Here is a 21,399-nt window from a genome sequence, read left to right as displayed (position 1 = left end):
GGGAGACGCGCGAGTGGGTGTAGCGGCAATGTTGCTGGCCGCGGCGCTGTGGATGGCTCCCGGTCCGTCGCTGACGCGACGGCGTGCCGGCATGCCGGCGCGTGGCGGCCGGGCGCTCGCGACGGCCCGGCGAGCCGATGGCCCGGATCCGTTGGCGGTCGCGTCCTGCCTCGACGTGCTGGCCGTGTGCCTGCGGGCCGGGATGGCGGTGTCGGCCGCCGCGGCGGCCGCTGCGCCATCCGCCCCGCCGCAGCTGGCCCGCGTCCTGCGCCGCGCCGCCGACCTGCTGGCGCTGGGCGCCGATCCCGCTGTGGCATGGGCGATTCCGTCGGACCACTCCGCGCGGCCGGACGACACGCACATCGACGCGCTGCTGCGGTTGGCCCGGCGTTCGGCGTCCTCGGGCGCGGCGCTGGCCGACGGCGTCGCCGAGTTGGCCGACCAGTCCCGCCACGACGCCGCACACGCGGCCACGGCCGCCGCCGAGCGGGCGGGGGTGCTCATCGCCGGGCCGCTGGGCCTGTGCTTCTTGCCGGCATTCGTCTGCCTGGGCATCGTCCCGGTGGTGGCCGGCTTGGCCGGTGACGTGCTGCAGTCGGGTCTGCTGTGAAACGAAAGGAAGTCCTTGATGATCAACAAGTTTCGCGAATTCGCCGCGCGCGCGGCCGTGCTGGCGGCCGACGAGTCGGGCATGTCGACGGTCGAGTACTCGATTAATTCGAATTACTCGATCGAGAAGGGAAACCTTCGAGGCCGACCGGGCCTTGGCAGCCGGATTACCCGCACCGCCGCGAAGGCAGGCACGGGTTCATAACTAACGCGGCTAGCAGGCGACAGCCTGTGACGCCAACGGATTCGCTATTTCATAGCGAGCCCACAGCGCAAAGCACCGATCCGCTGACACCCGATGTGCCAGCGTCAACCTGAGAGAGGAAACAACATGGAGAAGTTCACCGGTAACGGCGATGAGCAAGACAAGTGGGTGCGCTCAGTAGATAAGCACCCCGACACAAACCGTCAACACGTCCTGGCAGCGCAGCACCTGCCTACTTCCAACATCGGCTTGATTAGTGATAACGAAGCCGAGAGCACGTCGGTACAGCAACTAGTGAAGTTCGGGCTATTGGAGCTTCGCAAAGCGACGGGCAGTCCCGAGGGCAGCTATGAGTACCGGAAAATAGTCGTCACCTTCACAGGTGACGTGACTTTAAAGGCTCCCCTGCGATGACCGGGATTGAGATAGTCGGAATCGCTGATGCCGCGAACGAGTTGGGAATCAGCGAAAGTCTATTCATCAGCATGCTGGCGGACTCCGGCCTTCTACTGGTGATTCCCGGTACTGAGGATGAGCGGTGCGGGATGGTGACGAAAGTGCCCGCACTTGGGGTGCCCTTGCCGCTGCACGTGGATGATTGTGCGTGCCGGTTTATCGCCAGCCCCCACCCCGACATCGTGCCGATGGACGAGGCCGCACGATGAGGCTCATCGTGGCAGTGCTCGCATCGCCGCGCTTGGCAACGGCAGGCATCGCCTGCCTAGCAGCCTTGGTGCTCGCGCCGCAGGCCCACGCAGACGCCAACACCTACCTGCAGTACATCCAGGAGCATCACATCAACGTCGGGATCTCCAACCCGTCCAAGCAGCTCTGGATGGGCAACACCGCCTGCCAAGAGCTGCACGAGGGCAGAACCCCGGATCAGATCGCGGCTACCCCAACGATCTTCGACATCCACGGAATCATCGACGCCGCACAGCACGAGCTATGCCCAGACACGTTGGGGCGATGATGTTGAAGAAAGCCATCATCGCAACGCTTCTGGTCGTATGTTCGGCATCCCCGACATCGCCGGCCTACGCGGACTTTGGGCCGTCGGGTCACGGCAAAGCCGTGGCACTCCAACGGGCACCGGCTCCGCTGGACCCCGTCTACTGCTACTCAACTCAGCAGTTCCTCCCGTGGCCTGACTTTTCGGGGTACTGCCCGGACGGGGAGTCACCGTTCAACGGGCCTGGCCCCAGCTACGGCGGTGGCAATCACAGGTACCCAGACGGCAGCGACGACTGATGAGAGGCAACTGGGACGGTCACGAGTACTCAGCCGGCCCCCGGGTTGGTGCGGCTGGCAGTGCAGACATCCAGCTCAACACCGAGCGGGTCGCGGTGAGCGAATCCAAGCTCGCCAAATGGCGGCACGAACATCCAGACGCCTTTGGCACGTGGGAAACCAAGTACGGATGTGTGATCGCGTTTGGCGGTATGAAGGTCTACTACGGCAGGTGTCCGAACGTCATCGTCCATGACGGGAGCTGCCTGGTACCTCATGGGGGCCGGAAGCAGTCTTGTACGTGCCCGCCATGCGGTCGGCTGGTCACCGCACGCAGACCGGACCCGCCCCGTGCGGTTGTCCGGGGGAGCAAAGGCGGGCGATGGCCTATGTACTGCGTGGAGTGCCGGGAGGCGAAGAACCAGTCCGCCGCAAACCAGAACCGGCGCTACGCCGCGAACTACCGGCGAGGGCTATACGAGCGCCGTGGCAGTCCTCCGCGCCAGGGAGTGCCAGGCCCTGCGACAGCAGAGGCAAGGTTGCGACGGTATGAAGAAGCGGAAGAGCACTTCGAGCTTTACCACTTCGACGGTGAGGGCGAGTGCTACGAGGCCAACTGCCGTTACAATACCGGCGAAGATTGTAACGCCTGACCAGCACTTCTGTCACTCGACAATAACTATAGGGTGAGAGGGGGATAGGACATGAGCACCTTCTCCCTGGCGGCCCCCAAAACTTCCCCCGTAGACCACAGCTCGACCGCTTGGTCGTCGGCGTGGAAGCCACCCGGTAGTGCGGGTGGATAAGGCGGTGACCCTCGGTCCCGCCGATCTCCTTGTGAGAACGCCACCAGGGTTCTTCCCCCCGGTGGCTCTGGCCTCGGTGCGCTGATCCATGCCGTGTCAGCGCGCCGGGGCCACTTTTCTTCGGCCCCTTCCCCATATAGCGAGGGGCAACATACGACAGCGTCTGCGGCGCTGCTCGACTATCCACCCGGCAGCCAGAGGCTGCCAATCGACGGGCGTCTGTGACGCCGGATCGGAACCAACGATGTCAATCTGCCGACATGGCCACGAGATCAAGACCTCTAGGGACCGCACATCCAACGGGACGTGCCGCAAGTGCGCTAACCGGATGAGTCTCAACTACCAACGCCGGTGCCGCGAAGATGCCGCCAAGTTTCGGCGCCTTCAAGAGCTTCTTAACGCCTGAGAGCGTCTGAGAGCCCTTGGCCGGCTCTCTACATTATATACCCCTACCCCGATGGGGTTACGCCCTCAGATCGCTTGTGAGGGCGTTTAAGTGGCTGCCTTGGATGGGCAGCTGAACCTACGAAAGGAAAACAAGATGACCACTCATGTACCCGACCTACCTGATGACGTTCTGCGGTACATCATCGAGCTTCGCCGAGAAGCTGAGAGGTACCGGGTGCAGCGGTCGGCTGCACGCAGGGAAGCGGATCAACTCCGTGCCGACATCCAGGCCGCGGATGTTCGCATCGTTGAGCTTGAGAACAAGCTGGCCGAGCTGCGCGCTTTATGAACACCATCGAAAAGCGTTGGGACCGTGAACGTCACACGCTGACCTACCGAGTATCACCCGCAGGAACTTCGCGGTTCCTGCTGTTCGACGCTGCGGCGCTGGCCGCACTCCGGGATGAGATCGACGTTGCCCTGAAAGGCACCGAGTATGCCCGGACCACCTGACCACATAGCCGAGCTGGTCGAGAACGCCTACAACGGTAATTCCGACTTCAACAGCCGTGCTTTCACGGCTGCGCTGTGGTTCGTCGGACACGATCTGTCCGAGGACGACTACGTCGATTACGTGTCGACGTCGGGAATCGGGATTGGCTACCAGCGCAACGACCTAACCAAGCGTCTGCGGAAGACCTACCAGGATGCCGAGGACAAGTACGACCCGGCTCTAGCCGGCGGCTCTGCGCCGCCCGGCTTCGCCGAGAAGATGGCCGAACTCTACGAGGCCATCGAAGGGTCGACCCGTCGAGATAAGGCGCATGCGTTGGCCTTGGTCCAGCATGCGATCAACACCGGGCACAACCCGGTGAACGCCTCGGTGCGTCAGCTCGCGGACATCAGCGGTCGCACGCTTGAAGCCACGCGAAAGGTGATGGAACGGTGGCAGCGTTCCGCGGGCGATGGGCTTTTGCTGAACGTGTCCTACGACGGGGTCTACGGCCACTCCCGGCTGTGGCACATCCACACGTGCTACAGGCCCGGGAAGGTAGACATATGTACTTGCAAGAATATATGTCCACCTTTAGGTGACCCCGAGGCTCGGTTCCGCGAGTACGTCGAACCGCTGCCGATGGGTACTGAGCTGACCGTGTCTCTGGTTGCTGCCGAGCTGGCCATCACGAGGCCAGCGGCGCGGCGGCTGCTCGACAAGTACACCGACGAGTACTTCGGCGGCGGGTTCTTCGCCGGTGACCGGAAGAGTCGTCTACCGGCGAAGTGGTGGCGCGAGCCGACTAAGCCGTGGTTTGTACCAGCGACCGCATAACCGAATACCGATAGCCCGTCTGCCAACCCCGGCAGGCGGGTTCTTTTATGGAAGGAAAAACATGGACCCATTAAAACGAGCGTTGACCGCGCTCGCGTATTACCCGTCCGATGAGCCGATCGGTCAGCCGATCACGTTTCACGCCGATTGGGACAAAGCCACCATCCGCCTCGGGTCGCCTGGATTATTCGACGGCCTCGTCATCGCCCAATGGGCGGATGCCTGATGATCCATCTAACCGAAGCTGAGCGTGAGGCAGCGTTTCAGCGGTATTTAGAGCGGACAGAGCCGTACAACGCAACGATCGAGGCCGCTGGAGACCTGCCTTGGTACCGCGATCCCAACAAGCTCGAAAAGTTAGAGCGACACATTCCCGGGATTACCGCCATGACCGAAGACGGGCGCCGCCGCGCTCTGTACCAGCACCACTACCGGAACAGATGAGAGAGACCATGACCACAACGGAGAACCCCAGCGATGCCCCCACCGATGCCGCCGAGGCCCCGGAAGCCGAAGCCGTTACCCCCGGGGACGGTGATTCTGAAGGCTACACAGGCTCCAAGCTCCACCAGGAAGCAGCCAAGTACCGGACTCAGAGAAACGAGTTCCGAGACGCGCTGGCCGAGGCTCAGGCTCGTATCGACTCGCTGCTGAGCCGCGAAGTCGAGCGGATCGCATCGAAGAACCTGAGCAACCCGGCGGACATCTTCACGCTGTCCGGCAAGACGGTTGCCGATGTTCTGGACGACAACGGAGACGTTAACCCCGAGCTCGTGGAGCAACTAGCGACCGAGATCCTCGGTAGCCGGCCCGGTCTGCGACCGAACGCCCGTGCCGTTGACCACACGCAGGGTTTGGGCAGTCGCGGAGTACCACAACCGTCCTTTTCCGGCCTGTTCAGAAGTTAAAAGATTGGTCAAGGATAAGTGCAGAGGACAGCCGGGGGATCTGGCGTACACAACGGGGCAAGTGCAATCGGACCACACCCCGTTAACGTCACCGTGCCGGCAGTGAACAACACCGCAAGCATTATCCGCTTCAGCATACGTAGCAGGTTAACGCACAAATACCGGCGTCAGGCCGGAATTGTTCCAATCCCAGCTTCAAAAAGTCTTGACTGACAGATAACCGTCTGTGGCGAGTTTGTTAGTCACGTAGCCGCTGTGCGGCAATAGGAAAAGGTCTGTGGCCTTTCCTCGAATCCACGGCTCCAACCAAAAGGGTTGGGGCCATTTATGTTTCGAGGAGAAACACAAATGTCTACAACCAACTCCGGGCTTGACCAGGCGTTTAAGCCCGAATCGTACGGCAAGCTGGTCGACACCGTTATCGAGTCGAACTCGATCGCGTTCAACCCTGCTGTCGCTAGCACGCTGAATATCAGCACGGAATCCATCCGCATCCCGCTGCTCACCGCAGATGTGGATTCGGACTGGTACGTCGAGCTGGACACGATCGACGCCGATGATCCGACCACCGACGAACTGGTGGTGACCCCGAAGGGCGTCAAGGCGTACACCCTCGTGTCGAACGAGTCGGTGGCCGATACCCAACCGGCTATTGCCAACCTGATCGGCAACTCGATCGGCCGTTCGATTGCGAAGAAAGTCGACGCGGCATTCTTCAGCCTGTCGGCTGTCACCAACGGTCCCCAGTTGCCGCTGGGCGTTGTGGCTTACAGCTACATCGACATCGCTGTCGCTAGCGCCACGTTCGACCACGTCCTGCAGGGCATCAAGCTCAGCAAGGATCACGGGGCGGACCCGACCGCTGTTGTCATCAACCCTTCGGTTGAGCTGCAGTGGCGGCAGGTGAAGACACAGACGGGGGCCAACTCCTATCTGGTACAGGATCAGCTCTTGGCCGATGAGCAGCGCCGTGCCGGCTACGCAGGTTTCACCATCGGCGGTGTTCCTGTCTACGTCAGCCGCGCTGTTGACGCACTGACCGCGGCGTGGATCGTTGACGCCGCGCAGGTCTTCACGGTCCGGCGTCAGGGTACGACCATCGTGACCGACAAGTCGGCGGCATTCCAGCAGGACGGTACTGCTGTCCGTGGTGTGGCTCGTGTCGACTTCGGCGTGACCAACCCGGCTGGCGTGGTCCGTCTGTTCGACCACGCGTAATCGCTTGTCCCATAACTGAATAGCCCGCCGCCATTAATAGCGGAGGCCCCTCGGTCCAAGTGACCGAGGGGCTTTCTGCTGTCCACCAAAACAGAAGAGACGAAACAACGATGACCAAAGTCCGAGCTGAAACGGTAACCCAGTTCATCCGCCGCGAGGCGGCCCGCGCTGGTGTGTACCACGAGCATCTGGGCGCAGACATCGCAGGGCGATTGGCACACCACGCCGAGCAGATGGCGTACCACCACCGCGCCTACACCGACGAGCTGACCCGTATCCGGCAGGCAGCCCGGGAGGTAGGTATTGACGTGTCTTCGTTGCGTATTCCCGAAGAGATGTGGCGGGTCTCGTGACAATATCGGTCGCTGACTGGCTCGCGCCGGTGCAATCCGTCTCGGTCGGCAACACCCCGGTCAGCAAGATCAGCATTGGCAATCAGGTGGTGTGGACCCCGTTCACACCGGAGCTAGCCATCTTCACCACAGCCGGGGCCTTCACGTACAACATCCCCGCTGGCTGTTCGAAGATCGACGTGATCCTGTTGGGAGCTGGTGCTGGCGGTAGTAACGGCGGCTTCGGCCTGGCAGGCGAAGGTGGCGGGGCTGGCTTATGGCTCGCGGTGACGCTAGTCCGAGGCGTCGACATCGCTTGGGGCATAACGCAGATCACCGGCACCGTAGGTGCTGGCGGTACCCACGCGGCTAACAAAGGCAACCCCGGCGCGGCGACGACCGCGACGGCCACAGGAATGACCTCGCTCTCAGGAGCAGGAGGTCCTGGCCGATCAGGCGTCGGAGGTGTCGGTAATACAGGCGGCTTGAGCCCCGGCAACAAGACCTTCGGGGCCAACCCCAACCCCTACGTCGGTGGCGCTGCAACGAGCGACTCTGCCTACGGAGCTACGGGCAACGCCCCGGGCGGTGGCGGCACTGGCGGTTCGGGTTTCGCCGGCCCAGGCGGTAACGGAGCGCCTGGTGCGGCATGGTTCTACGCCTACTGAGAAGTCGTACGTGTGTCTGTCTACACGCTTAGACGTGTATGGCACTGGGGCCAGTAGGCAAGGGGCACAGCGCTTACCGCGTAGCCGTGGCACCCCGCACCTAGTCGGGTAGCCCTGCCACTAGGCAGGGGTGGGTAGTGGGTAGGCCCTGCCCCCTGGGTGGGGGTAGGGGTAGGCACTGGGCATGGCTAGGCACTGCCCTCTGGGCTAGGTCCTAGGTGGGTACTGCCTGCCTTGGGTAGGCACTCCGCTCGCTGCTCGCCTGCCGGGTAGGCAGGCTCCCGCACACCCCTACCGGGTATACCCTGCCCCCGCGCATAAGACCGATAGGTAATGCGCCACCGACATCCGATGCGAACGCATCCCCCATTTTTTGAGAGTCAGTAAGAACGGAGAAATATGCGCGCACCAGCAGGTTTAGGCCCTGCCGGCAAGCGTTTGTGGAAGTCGATAGACGACGTTTTCGACTTCGAAGACGAACCCGGAAAGGTCCAAGTGCTACGCGAAGCGTGCAAAGTGGCCGACATCATCGCGGAGTTAGACGAGGCTGCCGATGAGGCCCCGCTGACGGTGCGGGGCTCGATGGGGCAGCCGGTCATATCCCCGTTCATCGCAGAGGCCCGAGTCCAACGGGCTCTGCTGGCTCAGCTTCTCGGCAGGCTTGGCCTACCTGATAACGACGAACCAGGAGACGGGGCTTCCCGTCGCACCCAAGCAGCCCGTAAGGCTGCCAAAGCAAGGTGGAACCAATGACCAGACGCAAAAGCCAACATATTGCCGCCACCCCAGCAGGGCCGTCCATGGCTGACTTCTACAGGGCCATCCTGACAGGTAAGTACCCGCCGACCGCTGTCCCGACGTACCAGGACTACCTCGATTGGAAAGCCACGCTGTGACAACGCAACCGAGCTATACAGCGACATATATTCCCACGGGCGGGGGCTACATGATCTGGCTCTTAGCCGATAACAAACTGGCCAACGTGCAGGAATGGGAAGCAAAACAGTTGGTGGCCAGTGGAAAAGCGAAATGGGCACAGCTCCACATCAGGCAAAAGCAGCGCACGCCCCCGTGGGGCGATGTGGCCCCCAGCACGGACCCGAACACCGTGGATGTTTACACGCAGGGATCGGACACGCTCACGATATAAGCAGCTGTCACTTGATCCGGTCTCGCTGGGCTTCAACTGATTTCACGACCTCATGGGAGATTTGGCGAACCATGAACGGGACCGGATTGCTCAGCGCAACCTCATCGGGATCGAGGGTCGCGACTGTTGCGTCCGTTGGGCTGCCATCGAGCGAAATGGGCGCGCTCGTCAGGACCCGGTTGCCTTCGGGAGTTACGGAGAATGTCCACCCCATCGAGTTCAGGTGTGCGATCCTGTTGTACGCCTCGTCGATCTCGGGGTCGACGTGTGCCCCACCCTCCTTGTTGCTCAGCGCAAGCACGAAGTCTTTCCGAGAAAACAACGCGTGCGACGCGTCCTTGACTACCGGGTTCGTCCACCACTCGTCTAGCAGGATGCGAGACCCACGTGGTAGCTGCAGCGTCTTCGTGCGAATCTTGGTCGCTGCACCGCCGTCCAGTCGAGGATCGAAAAACACCTCGTTGGTTTCGAGGCGCATTCCCATTGTGACTAGGCCCCATTGCGGCATCATGTTTTTCGGGTCGGGCAGTCCACACGTTGCCACCCACGTGAGCGTCTGATCGAAGCCCAACTGATGGATCAACGCGTGAGATCTACGGGTGTTGTGGAACAGGACGCGCAGGGTTACGGCAAGCCGCTTCGCCTCGGCAATCTTCCCGTCGTCAAACAACTTGTTGGACGACTCCAAGTAGTCGATCTGTTCATCGAACAGTTCGAGAAGTTGTTCACGTGTACGTACTGCCATAGGCGCGATGCTATCCGCGGGGTACGACAAGTTCGCCTATGCCAACGTGACCCGCTCGGTAGTCCCATCTCTGTAATGGATCACAACGTCATCTCCGTTGATCTCAGTTCCAGCGATGCCGCTTTCGGTCATCGCTGCGAACATCCGCTGATACTCAGCGATGGCACCCGCTGGTTGAAGCTGCTTGGTCATCGTCTCGACGTCGCCTAGATCAAGGTTGTATCGGCCGTCGAAGATCAGCCGCACACCAGCATCGCGCAGCCACACGTTCCGGCCTACAACGTCCTGAGAAGCCCACCAGTCGCCGAACCTCTCGCCGGTGGGTCTCCATACCCAGCCAGCAGGTCTAGAAACGTCGCGTGATAGCTCGGCTTGTCTCTGAGACAGCCTCTCGATGCGATCATTCAGCCTGAGCCGCTGCGGCGTCCCGGGCCGGAACGCAGCTGTGCCGAGCTGGCCGGCGAGGTCCGCCAGTTCGGCGTCAACGTCGGCAAGCTCAGCGGAGTGGTCGTCACCCGCGTCCCACTCCTTCTCTAGTCGCTCGCTGTCGCCGAGCAGTTGCAGTATCGAAGTCTCAACCAGCTGATCGGCTTCCGGTGCCAAACACGACGGACCGCCGCAGTTGGTCTTGTACTGGGCACTGGCGCAGCGGTATCGGTATTGCCGCCCCTTGCCACCCTTGAGTGAGTACATCTGCTTTCCGCAGCCGCAATAGATCACCCGCAGCAGCAGCGCGGTCGTTCGGGCATAGGGCTCTTTGCGGTTCTCCCGCGATTCCAGTTCCTTTCGCAGCCTGTCGAACTTGTCGCGGGTGAGGATCGGCTCAGCCCGGATGATGGGAGAGCCATCCTCAGCCCTTACGGGTTGTCCCCCGGACATCGCGTACCCGAGTAGTGCTTCACTCGTTAGCGATTGTTTCAGCCGACCTGAAGACCACCCAAGGCCTTTCGCTTCGCGGCCCTGGCGTTTGGCGAACGAGTCTTTAGGTGTGGGCACGCCGCGTTCGGTTAAGTCGTGGGCGATAGACCGCAGCGGCTCGCGTCTCAACACCCGCTTTACGACCTCTTCGATAACGACAACCTGCTCATCGTCCTTGATGAGTCGCCACTCTCCTGACGACTTGTCCGGAACGTACCCCCACGGCGGGAGCCCGCCCCGATACTTGCCGGCCTTGATGTTGTGGCGTGCAGCCGATCGGTTGCGCTCCGAGATGGCTGCTAATTCCATCTCGGCTACCGTTCCGAGCAGCGCTATCAGCACGGCTGCGAATGGGCTCGCCATGTCGAAGTGTGGCTCAGTCGCAGACACGATGAGCTTGCCATGATCCTCAGCCCAGTCGACCAGTCGTCTCAGGTGCCGGATTGATCGGGTCAGCCGATCCACCCGCCACGCGACGATGGTGTCAAACTTGTCGTGTCGCTCTGCGAGCCAGCGACCCAGTACCGGCCTGGTGAAAGGGTCCACCGAACCGCTCACGTCTAGATCTGTGGCTACGTCGACTATCTCGAATCCGCGTTCGCGGCAGAGCTGTTCGCACGCTTCGCGCTGCCGTTCAGGGCTGGTGGTCTCGTCGGTAACACGGCTCAGCCGTATGACGACAAGGGCTCGTAGCGTCATGTTGACACTTTAGCACCCTGGTGTTATTTTGATGCTATCGCGTACGCCATCGGCACCATCGCGGCGGCGGCGTTCGGCGCGGTGCTGTACGCGGTGGTCACCGGCGATTCCATCGTGTCGGCGCTGACCAACATCATCGGCCGTGCGCTCAACACCAAGGTGTAGCCGGCAGTGCCGGCGCGAGCACCGTTGAGGCGGCGCTGGGCATCGCCTCGCTCGTCGTCGTGCTGGTACTGTGCCTGGCCGGTGTCAGCGCCGTCTCGATGCAGGTGCGCTGCATCGACGCCGCCCGCGAGGCCGCCCGGCTGGCCGCCCGCGGCGACGAACGCTCCGCGGTGGCCGCCGCGGTCCGGCTCGCTCCCGCCGGCGCCCGGGTCGACCTGCACCGCGACGGCGACTTCCTGGTCGCCACCGTCGCCGCGCATTCGAAGTTCCTGCCCGCCTTGGATATTGGCGCGAACGCGGTCGCCGCGGCCGAGCGGCCATGACGATCGGGGGTCGGCCACGGTGGTCGCCGCCTGGATGGTCGTGGTGCTGCTCTGGGCGACCGGCGTCGCCGGCTACCTGGGCTCGGCGGTGGTGGCGCGTCACCGCGCACAGGCGGTGGCCGACCTGGCCGCCCTGGCCGCTGCGGCGCGGCTGACGTCGGGATCCGCCGCGGCCTGCATCCAGGCCGCGGCCGTCGCCCGCGCGATGCGGGTCGACGACATCGGCTGCGTGGTCGACGGTCTCGATGTCGTCATCACGGCGCGGGTGCCGGTCGTCGTCGCCGGTACGGCACGTGCCACCGCGCGGGCGGGGCCCGCCGGCGGGCGAAATGGCTAGGGCGTCTGCGGCAGCCCCGCGGCCGCCAGCTCGTCGTCGGTGGGCAATCGCAGGGAGACCAGCCCCGCGTATGTATCCGGCTCCAGTTCGACCCGGTTGACGGTGACGTGCACGGGCACCCAATCCGCGTCGTGGCCGGGCAACCGCAACACCCGACTGGTGGCGCCCCCGCCGAATTCCCTTGTCATGGTGGACATCACGTCCTGATCGTCGGGATGGACCCGCGGTTTTCCGGTCTCGCTGCTGCGCCAGTCATAAAACGTGCAGGGCTCGTCGAGCCATTTCAACAGGGTCCAGTTGTTGAGGTCGATCAGCGCGCGGTGCACCCCGGCCTGGGCGAGGCCGCTGAGGATCCGTTGGGCCAGATCATCGGTCGACACCGCCGGGCCCTTGAGTTCGGATTGCCAATTGATCGCCCGCGCCACCAGGTGCTCCCGGCCGTCGGGCCCCGGCTCCAAGATCGTGCGCGCGACGAAACCTATCCGGATGGCCTTGCCTCGCCAGTCAGTGAGATCCCAGGTGCTGCATAGCGTTTGGTCGGGCTTGGCCTTGACCGCCATGGCGAGCACCTTGGTTTCGTTCGGGTTGAGCTCGCGGGACGGAAGGTCCTCGGCGAAAGCCCTGCCGAAGGTGACTTCGACTTCGGGATTCTTGCCGCTATTGATCAGCGATTCGCGGGTGTCGGTCGCCACCCCCATGGTCAGGTCCCACTTCAGCGGCCCCGGAATCGGACGCTCGGGTGGGTCGATGTCCGACGGCCCGGTCCACACGTGCACGCCGTGGATGAGCCCGTCGGACATCACCACGGGTTCGGTGCGAATGATGCGATCGCGCTTGGGCGTGATGCTGGTCAGGGCCTGTCCGGTCTGGACCGATTCGGCGATCGCCGTTCGCACCGCGGCGAGATAGGGGCTGCGGCGCAGGAAGGTGGTGATTGGGACGAGATTCTTCAGTTGGCGCCCCTGCGCCACGACGGTGGGATCACCCCCGAGTGTCTCCACGAGCAACCAGTCGTGGGCCATGCGGCTGAGTTTACGGCGACGGGACGGATCCGTGGGAGCGGGTGAACCGGCGGGCGACCTCGCCGCTGTGCTCAGCGTGACTCCCGCGGCAGCTCCGCGAGTACCAGCCGCAGCACCTGCACCGCGCCGGCCTTGTCGAGCGGGTCGTTGCCGTTGCCGCACTTGGGGGACTGCACGCACGACGGGCACCCGCGGGGGCATTCGCACGCCTCGATGGCGGCGGCCGTCGCGGCGAGCCACGTGCGGGCCCGGCGGAAGCCCCGTTCGGCGAATCCCGCGCCGCCCGGATACCCGTCGTAGACGAAGACGCTGGGCAGCCCGTCGGGACCCGGTCCCACCGCGGTGGACAAGCCGCCGATGTCGCCGCGGTCGCAGCTGGCGACCAACGGCAGCAGCCCGATGGCGGCATGCTCGGCCGCATGCAATGACCCGGGAATCCGCGTGCCGTCAATACCCTTGCGCAGCAACGCATCCTCGGTGATGGTGTACATCACGGAGGTGGTGGCCAAGGTGTGCTCCGGCATGTCCAACTCGATGAAGTCGATCACCTCCCCGGAGAGCAGGCGGCGCAGGTAGCCGACCACCCGGTGGGTGACCCGGACCGGGACCAGCCCGAGCGTGACCGGCCCGAAGGCCAGACGCTCACCGGTGCCGGTGACGACGATGTCGGTGAGCTCCCGCGCGAACGTCGCATAACCGGGGTCCTCGGCGTGGACGAAGGCGATGCCCTCCTCGGTGTCCAGCGAGTCCACCACGTAGCTCTCGCCCTGATGCAGGTACACCGCGCCCGGGTGCACCGAAGCCGGTGCCCGGCCGACGTCGGTGCTGCCCAACAGCCGCCCGGTGTCGGCCTCGATGATGACGATCTGCCCGCCCGTCGAGCCCCGGATGTCCACCGCGGCATGCGGTTCCAGGCCGGGCGCCGGAAAGTACTTTCCGCTTCGCCGCCGCAGCAGCCCGTCATCGACCAGGCCGTCAGCGACGTCGGTGGCGCCGAGTTCGCGCACCTCCGCCTCGCCCAGCGGCAGTTCGGTTGCCGCGCAGAGCAGTTGCGGCCCCAGGATGTACGGGTTCGTCGGGTCGATGACGACCCGCTCGACCGGCTTGTCCAGCAGCGCGGCCGGGTTGTGTACCAGGTACGTGTCCAGCGGATCGTCCCGGGCGATCAGCACCACCAGCGCGCCCTGGCCGCGCCGCCCGGAGCGGCCGGCCTGCTGCCAGAACGAGGCGACGGTGCCCGGAAAACCGGCGAGCACCACCGCGTCCAGCCCGGCGATGTCGACGCCCAACTCCAGCGCATTGGTGGTGGCCAGCCCGCGCAACCGGCCCTCGGCCAGGGCGCGCTCCAGCGCGGTGCGGTCCTCGGCGAGATACCCGGCCCGATACGACGCCACCGTCCGGGACAGCTCGGGGGCGATGTCGTCCAGCCGCGCCTGGGCGCCCAGCGCGGTCAATTCCGCGGCGCGGCGCGACCGCACGAAGGTCAGGGTCTGCGCTCCCTCGGCGATCAGGTCGGCCATGACGCGCGCCGCCTCCGCGCCCGCCGAGCGGCGCACCGGTGCACCGTTCTCGCCGACCAGGTCGGTCCGCAGCGCGGGTTCCCACAGGGCCACGGTCCGCGCCCCCTGGGGTGAACCGTCTTTGGTGACCTCCTGCACCGGCAGCCCGATGAGCTCGGTGGCCGTCGCACCCGGGGAATCCGTTGTCGCGCTGGCGAAGATCACCGTCGGCACGCTCGAATAGCGGGCGCACAACCGCAACAAGCGGCGCAGCACCATCGCCACATTGGAGCCGAACACCCCACGGTAGTAATGACATTCGTCGACAACCACGAAGCGAAGACCCCGCAACAGCACCGCCCAGCGAGCGTGGTTGCGCAGGATCGACAAGTGGATCATGTCGGGGTTGGAGAACAACCAGCGGGAGCGCTCCCGCGCGAAGCGGCGCACCTCGGCGGGACTGTCGCCGTCGTAGGCGGTGGGAGCCACCGCAAAACCGGGTTCATGCAGCCGCGGAATCGCCGCGGTCAGGGCGTGCGCGGCCCGCAGCTGGTCATGCCCCAGCGCCTTGGTCGGCGAAAGGTAGAGCACCCGGGCCCGCGGATCGGTCGCCAGCACGTTGAGGACGGGAAGCTGATAGGCCAGCGACTTGCCCGACGCGGTGCCGGTGCTCACCACCACGTGGCGGCCCGCGTAGGCCAACTCCGCGGCCGCGAACTGATGCGACCAGGGCGCGGCGATCCCACGGTCGGCGAACGCCTTGACCACGTCGGGCTCGGCCCACGCCGGCCAATCGTGCGGCCGGCCACTGCGCGGTGGCAATTCGGCGACGTGGCGCAGCGGCCGTTCGTCCGTCGCGGTTCCGGCGAGCGCGGCGGCAAGCAGCTCACTGCCGAAGCTCGCCATCTCACCCCGCTCGGAATCGCTGTTCGAATCGGGCAAACACACAAGTCTGTCGCCGACGCGATGAACATGGTTGACTAATTGCGGTCGCAGCTTCTGTGTTCGTGTCAAACTTTCGCAGGATCGACGTTGCGGCCGCGGTTCCTGCGAGGTTAATCGGTCGGGTGAAGTTCCGGCGACTCAGCGAGGTATGGCGGTCGTACCAGGCCCGGGGCATCGAAAGGCGATGCCCCGCACCCAGAAGAAAAGGAAAGATCGAGAGATGCCACAGGGAACTGTGAAGTGGTTCAACGCGGAGAAGGGCTTCGGGTTCATTGCCCCCGAAGACGGCTCCGCGGATGTGTTTGTCCACTACACGGAGATCCAGGGTTCGGGCTTCCGCACCCTCGAAGAGAACCAGAAGGTCGAGTTCGAAATCGGCCACAGCCCGAAGGGCCCCCAGGCCACCGGAGTCCGCTCCCTGTAGGGAAGAGCAGACCTAACGGACACCCCCCGTGCAGCCCCGCCCAGCGGGCCCAGCCGGGGGGTTTCCTTTTTCTATCGGTTCTATCGGTTCTATCGGTTCTATCGGTTCTATCGGTTCTATCGGCACGGCGCCGCCGCGCCGATTGCCTCAAGACGCGGATGGGCGAGAGGGCCTACTGTCGGATGGCGTGAGCCAGCTTTCCTTCTTTACCGCGGAGTCGGTGCCGCCCGCGGTCGCCGATCTTTCGGGGGTGCTGGCGGCGTCCGGGCAGATCGTCACCGTCGGCGGTGCGGAGGCCCAGGGCGCTCGGCTTTCGGTGGTCGTGGACGCGCCCTGGCGGGCCGCCGCGCTGGCGGACATGATCCGCGAGGCCGGTCTGGCCGCCGAGGTCGGCCGGACCGACGAAGACACCCCGCTGGTGCGGACGGCGGTGGACCCGTCGTTGAGCACGCTGGCGGCCGAATGGACGCGCGGCGCGGTCAAGACCGTGCCGCCGCGCTGGCTGCCCGGCCCGCGCGAGCTGCGGGCGTGGACTCTGGCGGCCGGCAACCCCGAGGGCGAGCACTACCTGCTGGCGCTGGACCCCCACGCGCCCGACACGCACTCGCCGCTGGCGTCGGCGTTGATGCGCGTCGGGATCGCGCCCACGCTGATCGGCACCCGCGGCGGCCGGCCGGCGCTGCGCATCAGCGGCCGCCGCAGGCTATCGCGCCTGGTAGAGAACGTGGGGGAGCCGCCCGACGGCGCCGAGGCGCTGTCCCGGTGGCCGCGGGTTTAGCCACCGGACGACGCGCGATTTCGCGCCGCGTTGTCGAGCGTCGGTTTGCGTAGGCCCGCCCGAGGGTGCGAAATTGTCAGGTGCCGCAGGGCGAAGGAACGGTCGCGTACCTGAATTTCACCGGAATTTTCGAAGCCGACCTGTCATTCTTCCTGCAGGTGGTCTCGCAGGGGGGACCAATCAGGGATGGAGCGTAAGGGCAGTTGGCTGACCCGAAACTGAAGGACAGTGCCGGCGGCGGCAACGGAAGCCGCCGGCGACTCGTGATTGTCGAGTCGCCCACCAAGGCGCGCAAACTGGCCGGGTACCTGGGCTCCAGCTACATCGTCGAGTCGTCGCGCGGCCACATCCGCGACCTGCCCCGGGCCGCCGCCGACGTGCCCGCCAAGTACAAGTCGGAGCCGTGGGCCAGGCTGGGCGTGAACGTCGACCACGACTTCGAACCGCTCTACATCATCAGCCCGGAGAAGAAGAGCACCGTCACCGAGCTCAAGGGCCTGCTCAAGGACGTCGACGAGCTCTATCTCGCCACGGATGGCGACCGCGAGGGCGAAGCCATCGCCTGGCACCTGCTGGAGACCCTCAAGCCCAACATCCCGGTCAAGCGGATGGTGTTCCACGAGATCACCGAGCCGGCGATCCTGGAGGCCGCCGAAAATCCCCGCGACCTCGACATCGATCTCGTCGACGCGCAGGAGACCCGCCGGATCCTGGACCGCCTGTACGGCTACGAGGTCAGCCCGGTGCTGTGGAAGAAGGTCGCGCCCAAGCTGTCGGCGGGCCGGGTCCAGTCGGTGGCCACCCGGATCATTGTGCAGCGCGAGCGCGACCGCATGGCGTTTCGCAGCGCGTCCTACTGGGACATCGTGGCCCAGCTCGACGCCAGCGTGTCCGACCCGCAGGCGTCGCCGCCCACCTTCTCCGCCCGGCTGACCAACGTCGACGGCCTGCGCGTCGCCACCGGACGCGACTTCGACTCGCTGGGACAGCTGCGCAAGGCCGACGAGGTCACCATCCTCGACGAACCAAGCGCGACCGAGTTGGCCGCCGGGCTGCGCGGCGCCCAGCTGTCCGTCGCCTCGGTCGAGGAGAAGCCCTACACGCGCCGGCCGTACGCGCCGTTCATGACGTCGACGCTGCAGCAGGAGGCCGGCCGCAAGCTGCGGTTCTCCTCCGAACGCACCATGAGCATCGCCCAGCGGCTCTACGAAAACGGCTACATCACCTATATGCGTACCGACTCGACCACGTTGTCGCAGTCGGCGATCAACGCCGCCCGTAACCAGGCGCGTCAGCTCTACGGCGAGGAGTACGTCTCGCCGTCCCCACGCCAGTACACCCGCAAGGTGAAGAACGCCCAGGAGGCGCACGAGGCGATCCGGCCCGCCGGCGAGACGTTCGCCACCCCGGACGCGGTGCGACGCGAACTCGACGGCGACGAATTCCGGCTCTACGAGCTGATCTGGCAACGCACGGTGGCCTCGCAGATGGCCGACGCGCGCGGCACCACGCTGAGCCTGCGGATCGGGGGCCGCTCCGGCGAGCGTCAAGTGGTGTTCTCCGCCAGCGGTCGGACCATCACGTTCCCCGGCTTCCTGAAGGCCTACGTGGAGACGGTGGACGAGTTGGCCGGCGGCGAGGCCGACGACGCCGAGAGCCGGCTGCCGCAGCTCACCCAGGGCCAGCGGCTGGACGCCATCGAACTCACGCCCGACGGCCACGCCACCAACCCGCCGGCCCGCTATACCGAGGCGTCGTTGGTCAAGGCGCTCGAGGAACTGGGCATCGGCCGCCCGTCGACGTATTCGTCCATCATCAAGACCATCCAGGACCGTGGCTACGTGCACAAGAAGGGCAGCGCCCTGGTGCCGTCCTGGGTCGCGTTCGCCGTAACCGGTTTGCTGGAGCAGCATTTCGGCCGGCTGGTCGACTACGACTTCACCGCCGCGATGGAGGACGAGCTCGACGCGATCGCCTCGGGCCAGGAGCGGCGCACCGACTGGCTCAACAACTTCTACTTCGGCGGCGAGCACGGGGTGGCCGATTCGGTGGCCCGGTCCGGCGGCCTGAAGAAGCTCGTCGGCGTTAACCTGGAAGGCATCGACGCCCGAGAAGTCAACTCCATCAAGCTCTTTGACGACGAGCAGGGCCGTCCCGTCTACGTCCGGGTGGGCAAGAACGGGCCGTACCTGGAGCGCATGGTGACCGGAGACGACGGCGAGCGCACGCCGCAGCGGGCCAACCTCAACGACTCGCTGACCCCCGACGAATTGACCCTCGAGCTGGCCGAGCAGCTGTTCGCCACGCCGCAGGAGGGACGGGTGCTGGGCGTGGACCCGGCGACGGGCCACGAAATCGTCGCCAAGGACGGCAGATACGGCCCGTACGTGGCCGAGGTCCTGCCGGAGCCGCCACCCGGCGACGACGACGGCGGCGCCACACCCGCGAAGAAGGGCAAGAAGCCCACCGGTCCCAAACCCCGCACCGGGTCGCTGCTGCGCACCATGGATTTGCAGACGGTCACGCTCGAGGACGCGCTGCGGCTGCTGTCGCTGCCCCGGGTGGTCGGTGTCGACCCCGAATCCGGCGAGGAGATCACCGCGCAGAACGGCCGCTACGGCCCATACCTGAAGCGCGGCACCGATTCTCGCTCGCTGGCCACCGAGGAGCAGATGTTCGACATCACCCTCGAGGAAGCGTTGAAGATCTACGCCGAGCCCAAGCGTCGCGGCCGCCAGGGCGCCGCCGCGCCGCCGCTGCGTGAGCTGGGCGCCGATCCCGCGACCGGCAAGCCGATGGTGATCAAGGACGGCCGGTTCGGGCCGTACGTCACCGACGGCGAGACCAACGCGAGCCTGCGCAAGGGCGACGACGTGCTGTCGATCACCGACGAGCGGGCCGCCGAACTGCTGGCCGACCGCCGGGCCCGCGGCCCGGCGAAGCGTCCCGCCAAGAAGGCCGCCCGCAAGTCACCGGCCAAGAAGTCGGCCGCCAAGAAGACCGCCAAGCGTAGCTAGCCGCGCGCGTCGCTGGAAACCTCTTGCGGCGCAACCTCTTCCGGGGCGGCCAGCTTCACGGGCCGGGCCAGCTGGGTGGGCGCCCTGCGGCCGCGCAGCTCGACCACCTCGCCGACATCCCAGCACAGGGCCTCGGCATCCAGCGCGCCGCTGACGGCGATCGCCGACGCGAGCACGTGGCCGGGCTCGAGCTTGGCCAGCTCGGTCAGCCGGGCGGCCTCGTTGACCGGGTCGCCGATCACGGTGTACTCGAAGCGGGCCTGCGCGCCGATGTGGCCGGCGATGGCCCGCCCGGATGACACCCCGATGCCGAACTCCGCCGAACCGATCACCGGGAGCAGCTCGTCGTGCAATTCCCGGGCGGCGGCCAGCGCCCCGCCCGGTGAGTCGGGGTGCTCGATCGGCGCGCCGAAGATGGCCAGCGCGGCGTCGCCCTGGAACTTGTTGACGAAACCGCCGTGGCGGCCAACGGTTTCCACCACTACCCGGAAGAACTCGTTGAGCAGGTGGACCACCTCGGCGGGCGGACGGGTGGAGGCCAGCTGGGTGGAGCCGACCAGGTCCACGAACAGCACCGCGACGTCGCGCTCCTGCCCACCCAGCTCGGTGCCGCGCTCCAGCGCGCGGCGGGCGACGTCCTCCCCGACGTAGCGGCCGAACAGGTCGCGCAGCCGCTGCCGCTCGGACAGGTCGCGCACCATGTCGTTGAAGCCCGCCTGCAGCAGGCCGAGCTCGCTGGCGTCGTAGATCTGCATGTGCGCGTTGTAGTTTCCGCGCTGCACCTCGCTCAAGGCCCAGCGCAGCTGGCGCAGCGGGTCGGCGATCGACATGGCCACCAGCAGGGTGCTGATCAGCCCGACGCCCAGCGCGGTCAGCGCCAGCAACAGGATAGGGTTGAACAGGCTCTCCGGCGCGGCGTGCAGCAGCGAGGCCTTGTCCGCCACCACGGCCAGCACGATCGCCATCAGCGGCACCGCCGTGGACAGCATCCAGGTCAGGATCTGGCGCAGGATGACGCCGGGCGCCTTGACGTTCTCCGGGACCCCGCTGCGCAGGGCGGCGACCGCGACCGGCCGCAACACCCGTTCGGATTGCAGGTAGCCGATGATCGCGGTGGCCGCGGCGCCCAGCGCGGTGGCGACCGAGACGACGGGCGCCGCGAACTTGGCCACCGACCAGCTGGCCACGATGAACACCACGCCGCCGATGCACCAGTACGCGACCGTGCTCAGGGTGCGGTAGTACGGCATGCGCAGCGCGCGGCTGCGGGCGAGTTCGGTGGCGACCGGATCGGTCTCGGCGAGCATGTTGTCCCGGCGCTGCCAGCGGAAGACCGGCATCAGCAGCTTGAGGTTGACCACGACGCCGACGAGGAACAGCACGACCAACGAGCTCGAGAAGATCGCCAGGTTGAGCGTCGGCAGGTCCTGCAATTCGATGCGATCCTGCGGCGGCAACCCGTAGCGCAGGAAGCCGAGCACGAACAGCGCGCCGATGATGTCGGCCTGCAACATGCTCAGCGCGAACAGCGGCCACGGGGTGCGCACCACCCACCGGACGAATGCGCTGATCCGCCCCGGTAGTGCCGCCGCCGTAGTCACCAACCCACCGTATCGGGCGGCGGCGACGTCCCGGAAACTTAATAACGATCTCGGCAGGTCGCGCGGGGGGCCCCGACGACCGC

24 protein-coding genes are annotated in these 21,399 nt (G+C 65.6%); 19 read left to right on the top strand and 5 right to left on the bottom strand.

The features are described from left to right. Nucleotides 1-13 precede the first annotated feature (13 nt). The 13 genes from QGN31_RS23390 to QGN31_RS23330 all read left to right on the top strand — a co-directional run bounded on the left by QGN31_RS23390 (nucleotide 14) and on the right by QGN31_RS23330 (nucleotide 7,693). Nucleotides 14-610, top strand: coding sequence for a type II secretion system F family protein (locus QGN31_RS23390; protein WP_193375531.1), 597 nt, complete (start codon nucleotides 14-16; stop codon nucleotides 608-610). Between the two features lie 18 nt (nucleotides 611-628). Further along, complete coding sequence (locus QGN31_RS23385) at nucleotides 629-814, top strand: hypothetical protein (RefSeq protein ID WP_326544712.1); 186 nt, start codon at nucleotides 629-631, stop codon at nucleotides 812-814. Nucleotides 815-940: 126 nt separating this feature from the next. Then, on the top strand, nucleotides 941-1,228 hold the full coding sequence (locus tag QGN31_RS23380; RefSeq protein WP_326544665.1) for a hypothetical protein: 288 nt from the start codon (nucleotides 941-943) through the stop codon (nucleotides 1,226-1,228). Continuing rightward, nucleotides 1,225-1,479, top strand: a complete 255-nt coding sequence (locus QGN31_RS23375; protein ID WP_326544664.1) for a hypothetical protein — start codon at nucleotides 1,225-1,227, stop codon at nucleotides 1,477-1,479. Before QGN31_RS23380 ends, QGN31_RS23375 begins: the two co-directional genes overlap by 4 nt. A gap of 8 nt (nucleotides 1,480-1,487) precedes the next feature. After that, on the top strand, nucleotides 1,488-1,787 hold the full coding sequence (locus QGN31_RS23370) for a DUF732 domain-containing protein (protein WP_326544663.1): 300 nt from the start codon (nucleotides 1,488-1,490) through the stop codon (nucleotides 1,785-1,787). Between the two features lie 1,604 nt (nucleotides 1,788-3,391). Further along, a complete protein-coding gene (locus tag QGN31_RS23365) occupies nucleotides 3,392-3,586 on the top strand; it encodes a hypothetical protein (RefSeq protein WP_326544662.1) in 195 nt (64 codons plus the stop codon). Further along, nucleotides 3,583-3,750: a hypothetical protein gene (locus QGN31_RS23360; protein ID WP_326544661.1), complete on the top strand. Its 168-nt coding sequence runs from the start codon at nucleotides 3,583-3,585 to the stop codon at nucleotides 3,748-3,750. Before QGN31_RS23365 ends, QGN31_RS23360 begins: the two co-directional genes overlap by 4 nt. Beyond that, complete coding sequence (locus QGN31_RS23355) at nucleotides 3,734-4,567, top strand: hypothetical protein (RefSeq protein ID WP_326544660.1); 834 nt, start codon at nucleotides 3,734-3,736, stop codon at nucleotides 4,565-4,567. Before QGN31_RS23360 ends, QGN31_RS23355 begins: the two co-directional genes overlap by 17 nt. A gap of 61 nt (nucleotides 4,568-4,628) precedes the next feature. Beyond that, entirely contained in the window at nucleotides 4,629-4,793 is a 165-nt protein-coding gene (locus QGN31_RS23350; protein ID WP_326544659.1) for a hypothetical protein, read from the top strand. A 226-nt stretch (nucleotides 4,794-5,019) separates the two neighbouring features. Beyond that, entirely contained in the window at nucleotides 5,020-5,475 is a 456-nt protein-coding gene (locus QGN31_RS23345; RefSeq protein WP_326544658.1) for a hypothetical protein, read from the top strand. A 348-nt stretch (nucleotides 5,476-5,823) separates the two neighbouring features. Then, nucleotides 5,824-6,693, top strand: coding sequence for a phage major capsid protein (locus QGN31_RS23340; RefSeq protein WP_326544657.1), 870 nt, complete (start codon nucleotides 5,824-5,826; stop codon nucleotides 6,691-6,693). A gap of 59 nt (nucleotides 6,694-6,752) precedes the next feature. Further along, nucleotides 6,753-7,046 (top strand): hypothetical protein, encoded by a 294-nt coding sequence (locus tag QGN31_RS23335; protein ID WP_326544656.1) that lies wholly within the window; start codon nucleotides 6,753-6,755, stop codon nucleotides 7,044-7,046. Then, entirely contained in the window at nucleotides 7,043-7,693 is a 651-nt protein-coding gene (locus tag QGN31_RS23330) for a glycine-rich domain-containing protein (protein ID WP_326544655.1), read from the top strand. Before QGN31_RS23335 ends, QGN31_RS23330 begins: the two co-directional genes overlap by 4 nt. 1,157 nt (nucleotides 7,694-8,850) lie before the next feature. On the opposite strand, the gene QGN31_RS23325 is transcribed toward QGN31_RS23330, so the two are convergent. Both QGN31_RS23325 and QGN31_RS23320 read right to left on the bottom strand, forming a co-directional pair. Next, nucleotides 8,851-9,588 carry a hypothetical protein gene (locus tag QGN31_RS23325; RefSeq protein WP_326544654.1) on the bottom strand — a complete coding sequence of 246 codons (738 nt, stop codon included), beginning with the start codon at nucleotides 9,586-9,588 and terminating at the stop codon, nucleotides 8,851-8,853. A gap of 36 nt (nucleotides 9,589-9,624) precedes the next feature. Beyond that, complete coding sequence (locus QGN31_RS23320; RefSeq protein WP_326544653.1) at nucleotides 9,625-11,205, bottom strand: recombinase family protein; 1,581 nt, start codon at nucleotides 11,203-11,205, stop codon at nucleotides 9,625-9,627. Nucleotides 11,206-11,241: 36 nt separating this feature from the next. On the opposite strand from QGN31_RS23320, the gene QGN31_RS23315 reads away from it, so the two are divergent. Genes QGN31_RS23315 through QGN31_RS23305 form a run of 3 tightly spaced genes read left to right on the top strand, consistent with a single transcriptional unit; the run spans nucleotide 11,242 to nucleotide 12,030 of the window. Further along, on the top strand, nucleotides 11,242-11,370 hold the full coding sequence (locus QGN31_RS23315) for a DUF4244 domain-containing protein (RefSeq protein ID WP_326544711.1): 129 nt from the start codon (nucleotides 11,242-11,244) through the stop codon (nucleotides 11,368-11,370). 35 nt (nucleotides 11,371-11,405) lie between these two features. Beyond that, nucleotides 11,406-11,693 (top strand): TadE family type IV pilus minor pilin, encoded by a 288-nt coding sequence (locus QGN31_RS23310; RefSeq protein ID WP_026071053.1) that lies wholly within the window; start codon nucleotides 11,406-11,408, stop codon nucleotides 11,691-11,693. 19 nt (nucleotides 11,694-11,712) lie between these two features. Next, the gene (locus tag QGN31_RS23305; protein ID WP_008263421.1) at nucleotides 11,713-12,030 is read left to right on the top strand and encodes an Rv3654c family TadE-like protein; all 318 of its coding nucleotides are present in this window, start codon (nucleotides 11,713-11,715) and stop codon (nucleotides 12,028-12,030) included. Here QGN31_RS23305 and QGN31_RS23300 read toward each other — a convergent pair. Next, the gene (locus QGN31_RS23300) at nucleotides 12,027-13,052 is read right to left on the bottom strand and encodes a PAS domain-containing protein (protein WP_014941195.1); all 1,026 of its coding nucleotides are present in this window, start codon (nucleotides 13,050-13,052) and stop codon (nucleotides 12,027-12,029) included. The two genes, QGN31_RS23305 and QGN31_RS23300, sit on opposite strands and share 4 nt — an antisense overlap. Before the next feature lie 71 nt (nucleotides 13,053-13,123). Then, a complete protein-coding gene (locus tag QGN31_RS23295; protein ID WP_014941196.1) occupies nucleotides 13,124-15,457 on the bottom strand; it encodes a DEAD/DEAH box helicase in 2,334 nt (777 codons plus the stop codon). A gap of 259 nt (nucleotides 15,458-15,716) precedes the next feature. Here QGN31_RS23295 and cspA point away from each other — a divergent pair, with 259 nt between their 5' ends. The 3 genes from cspA to topA all read left to right on the top strand — a co-directional run bounded on the left by cspA (nucleotide 15,717) and on the right by topA (nucleotide 19,715). After that, nucleotides 15,717-15,920: a cold shock protein CspA gene (gene cspA, locus QGN31_RS23290; protein ID WP_007772268.1), complete on the top strand. Its 204-nt coding sequence runs from the start codon at nucleotides 15,717-15,719 to the stop codon at nucleotides 15,918-15,920. A 187-nt stretch (nucleotides 15,921-16,107) separates the two neighbouring features. Further along, the gene (locus QGN31_RS23285) at nucleotides 16,108-16,698 is read left to right on the top strand and encodes a hypothetical protein (RefSeq protein WP_014941197.1); all 591 of its coding nucleotides are present in this window, start codon (nucleotides 16,108-16,110) and stop codon (nucleotides 16,696-16,698) included. Nucleotides 16,699-16,901: 203 nt separating this feature from the next. Further along, the gene (topA, locus tag QGN31_RS23280; RefSeq protein ID WP_014941198.1) at nucleotides 16,902-19,715 is read left to right on the top strand and encodes a type I DNA topoisomerase; all 2,814 of its coding nucleotides are present in this window, start codon (nucleotides 16,902-16,904) and stop codon (nucleotides 19,713-19,715) included. Here the strand turns inward: topA and QGN31_RS23275 are convergent. Beyond that, nucleotides 19,712-21,373 (bottom strand): adenylate/guanylate cyclase domain-containing protein, encoded by a 1,662-nt coding sequence (locus QGN31_RS23275; protein ID WP_085976420.1) that lies wholly within the window; start codon nucleotides 21,371-21,373, stop codon nucleotides 19,712-19,714. The two genes, topA and QGN31_RS23275, sit on opposite strands and share 4 nt — an antisense overlap. Nucleotides 21,374-21,399 lie beyond the last annotated feature (26 nt).

This window comes from Mycobacterium sp. 2-64 (assembly GCF_035918375.1).
Taxonomy (GTDB): Bacteria; Actinomycetota; Actinomycetes; order Mycobacteriales; family Mycobacteriaceae; genus Mycobacterium; species Mycobacterium intracellulare.
Note: the sequence above shows the minus strand (reverse complement) of the source record. Positions and strands in the feature narration are given on the sequence as shown.

Coding starts and splice junctions, on each gene's coding strand:
- QGN31_RS23385 (WP_326544712.1), top strand. CDS start 629: ATGATCAACAAGTTTCGCGAATTCGCCGCGCGCGCGGCCGTGCTGGCG.
- QGN31_RS23380 (WP_326544665.1), top strand. CDS start 941: ATGGAGAAGTTCACCGGTAACGGCGATGAGCAAGACAAGTGGGTGCGC.
- QGN31_RS23375 (WP_326544664.1), top strand. CDS start 1,225: ATGACCGGGATTGAGATAGTCGGAATCGCTGATGCCGCGAACGAGTTG.
- QGN31_RS23365 (WP_326544662.1), top strand. CDS start 3,392: ATGACCACTCATGTACCCGACCTACCTGATGACGTTCTGCGGTACATC.
- QGN31_RS23360 (WP_326544661.1), top strand. CDS start 3,583: ATGAACACCATCGAAAAGCGTTGGGACCGTGAACGTCACACGCTGACC.
- QGN31_RS23355 (WP_326544660.1), top strand. CDS start 3,734: ATGCCCGGACCACCTGACCACATAGCCGAGCTGGTCGAGAACGCCTAC.
- QGN31_RS23350 (WP_326544659.1), top strand. CDS start 4,629: ATGGACCCATTAAAACGAGCGTTGACCGCGCTCGCGTATTACCCGTCC.
- QGN31_RS23345 (WP_326544658.1), top strand. CDS start 5,020: ATGACCACAACGGAGAACCCCAGCGATGCCCCCACCGATGCCGCCGAG.
- QGN31_RS23340 (WP_326544657.1), top strand. CDS start 5,824: ATGTCTACAACCAACTCCGGGCTTGACCAGGCGTTTAAGCCCGAATCG.
- QGN31_RS23325 (WP_326544654.1), bottom strand. CDS start 9,588: ATGGCAGTACGTACACGTGAACAACTTCTCGAACTGTTCGATGAACAG.
- QGN31_RS23320 (WP_326544653.1), bottom strand. CDS start 11,205: ATGACGCTACGAGCCCTTGTCGTCATACGGCTGAGCCGTGTTACCGAC.
- QGN31_RS23300 (WP_014941195.1), bottom strand. CDS start 13,052: ATGGCCCACGACTGGTTGCTCGTGGAGACACTCGGGGGTGATCCCACC.
- QGN31_RS23295 (WP_014941196.1), bottom strand. CDS start 15,457: ATGGCGAGCTTCGGCAGTGAGCTGCTTGCCGCCGCGCTCGCCGGAACC.
- cspA (WP_007772268.1), top strand. CDS start 15,717: ATGCCACAGGGAACTGTGAAGTGGTTCAACGCGGAGAAGGGCTTCGGG.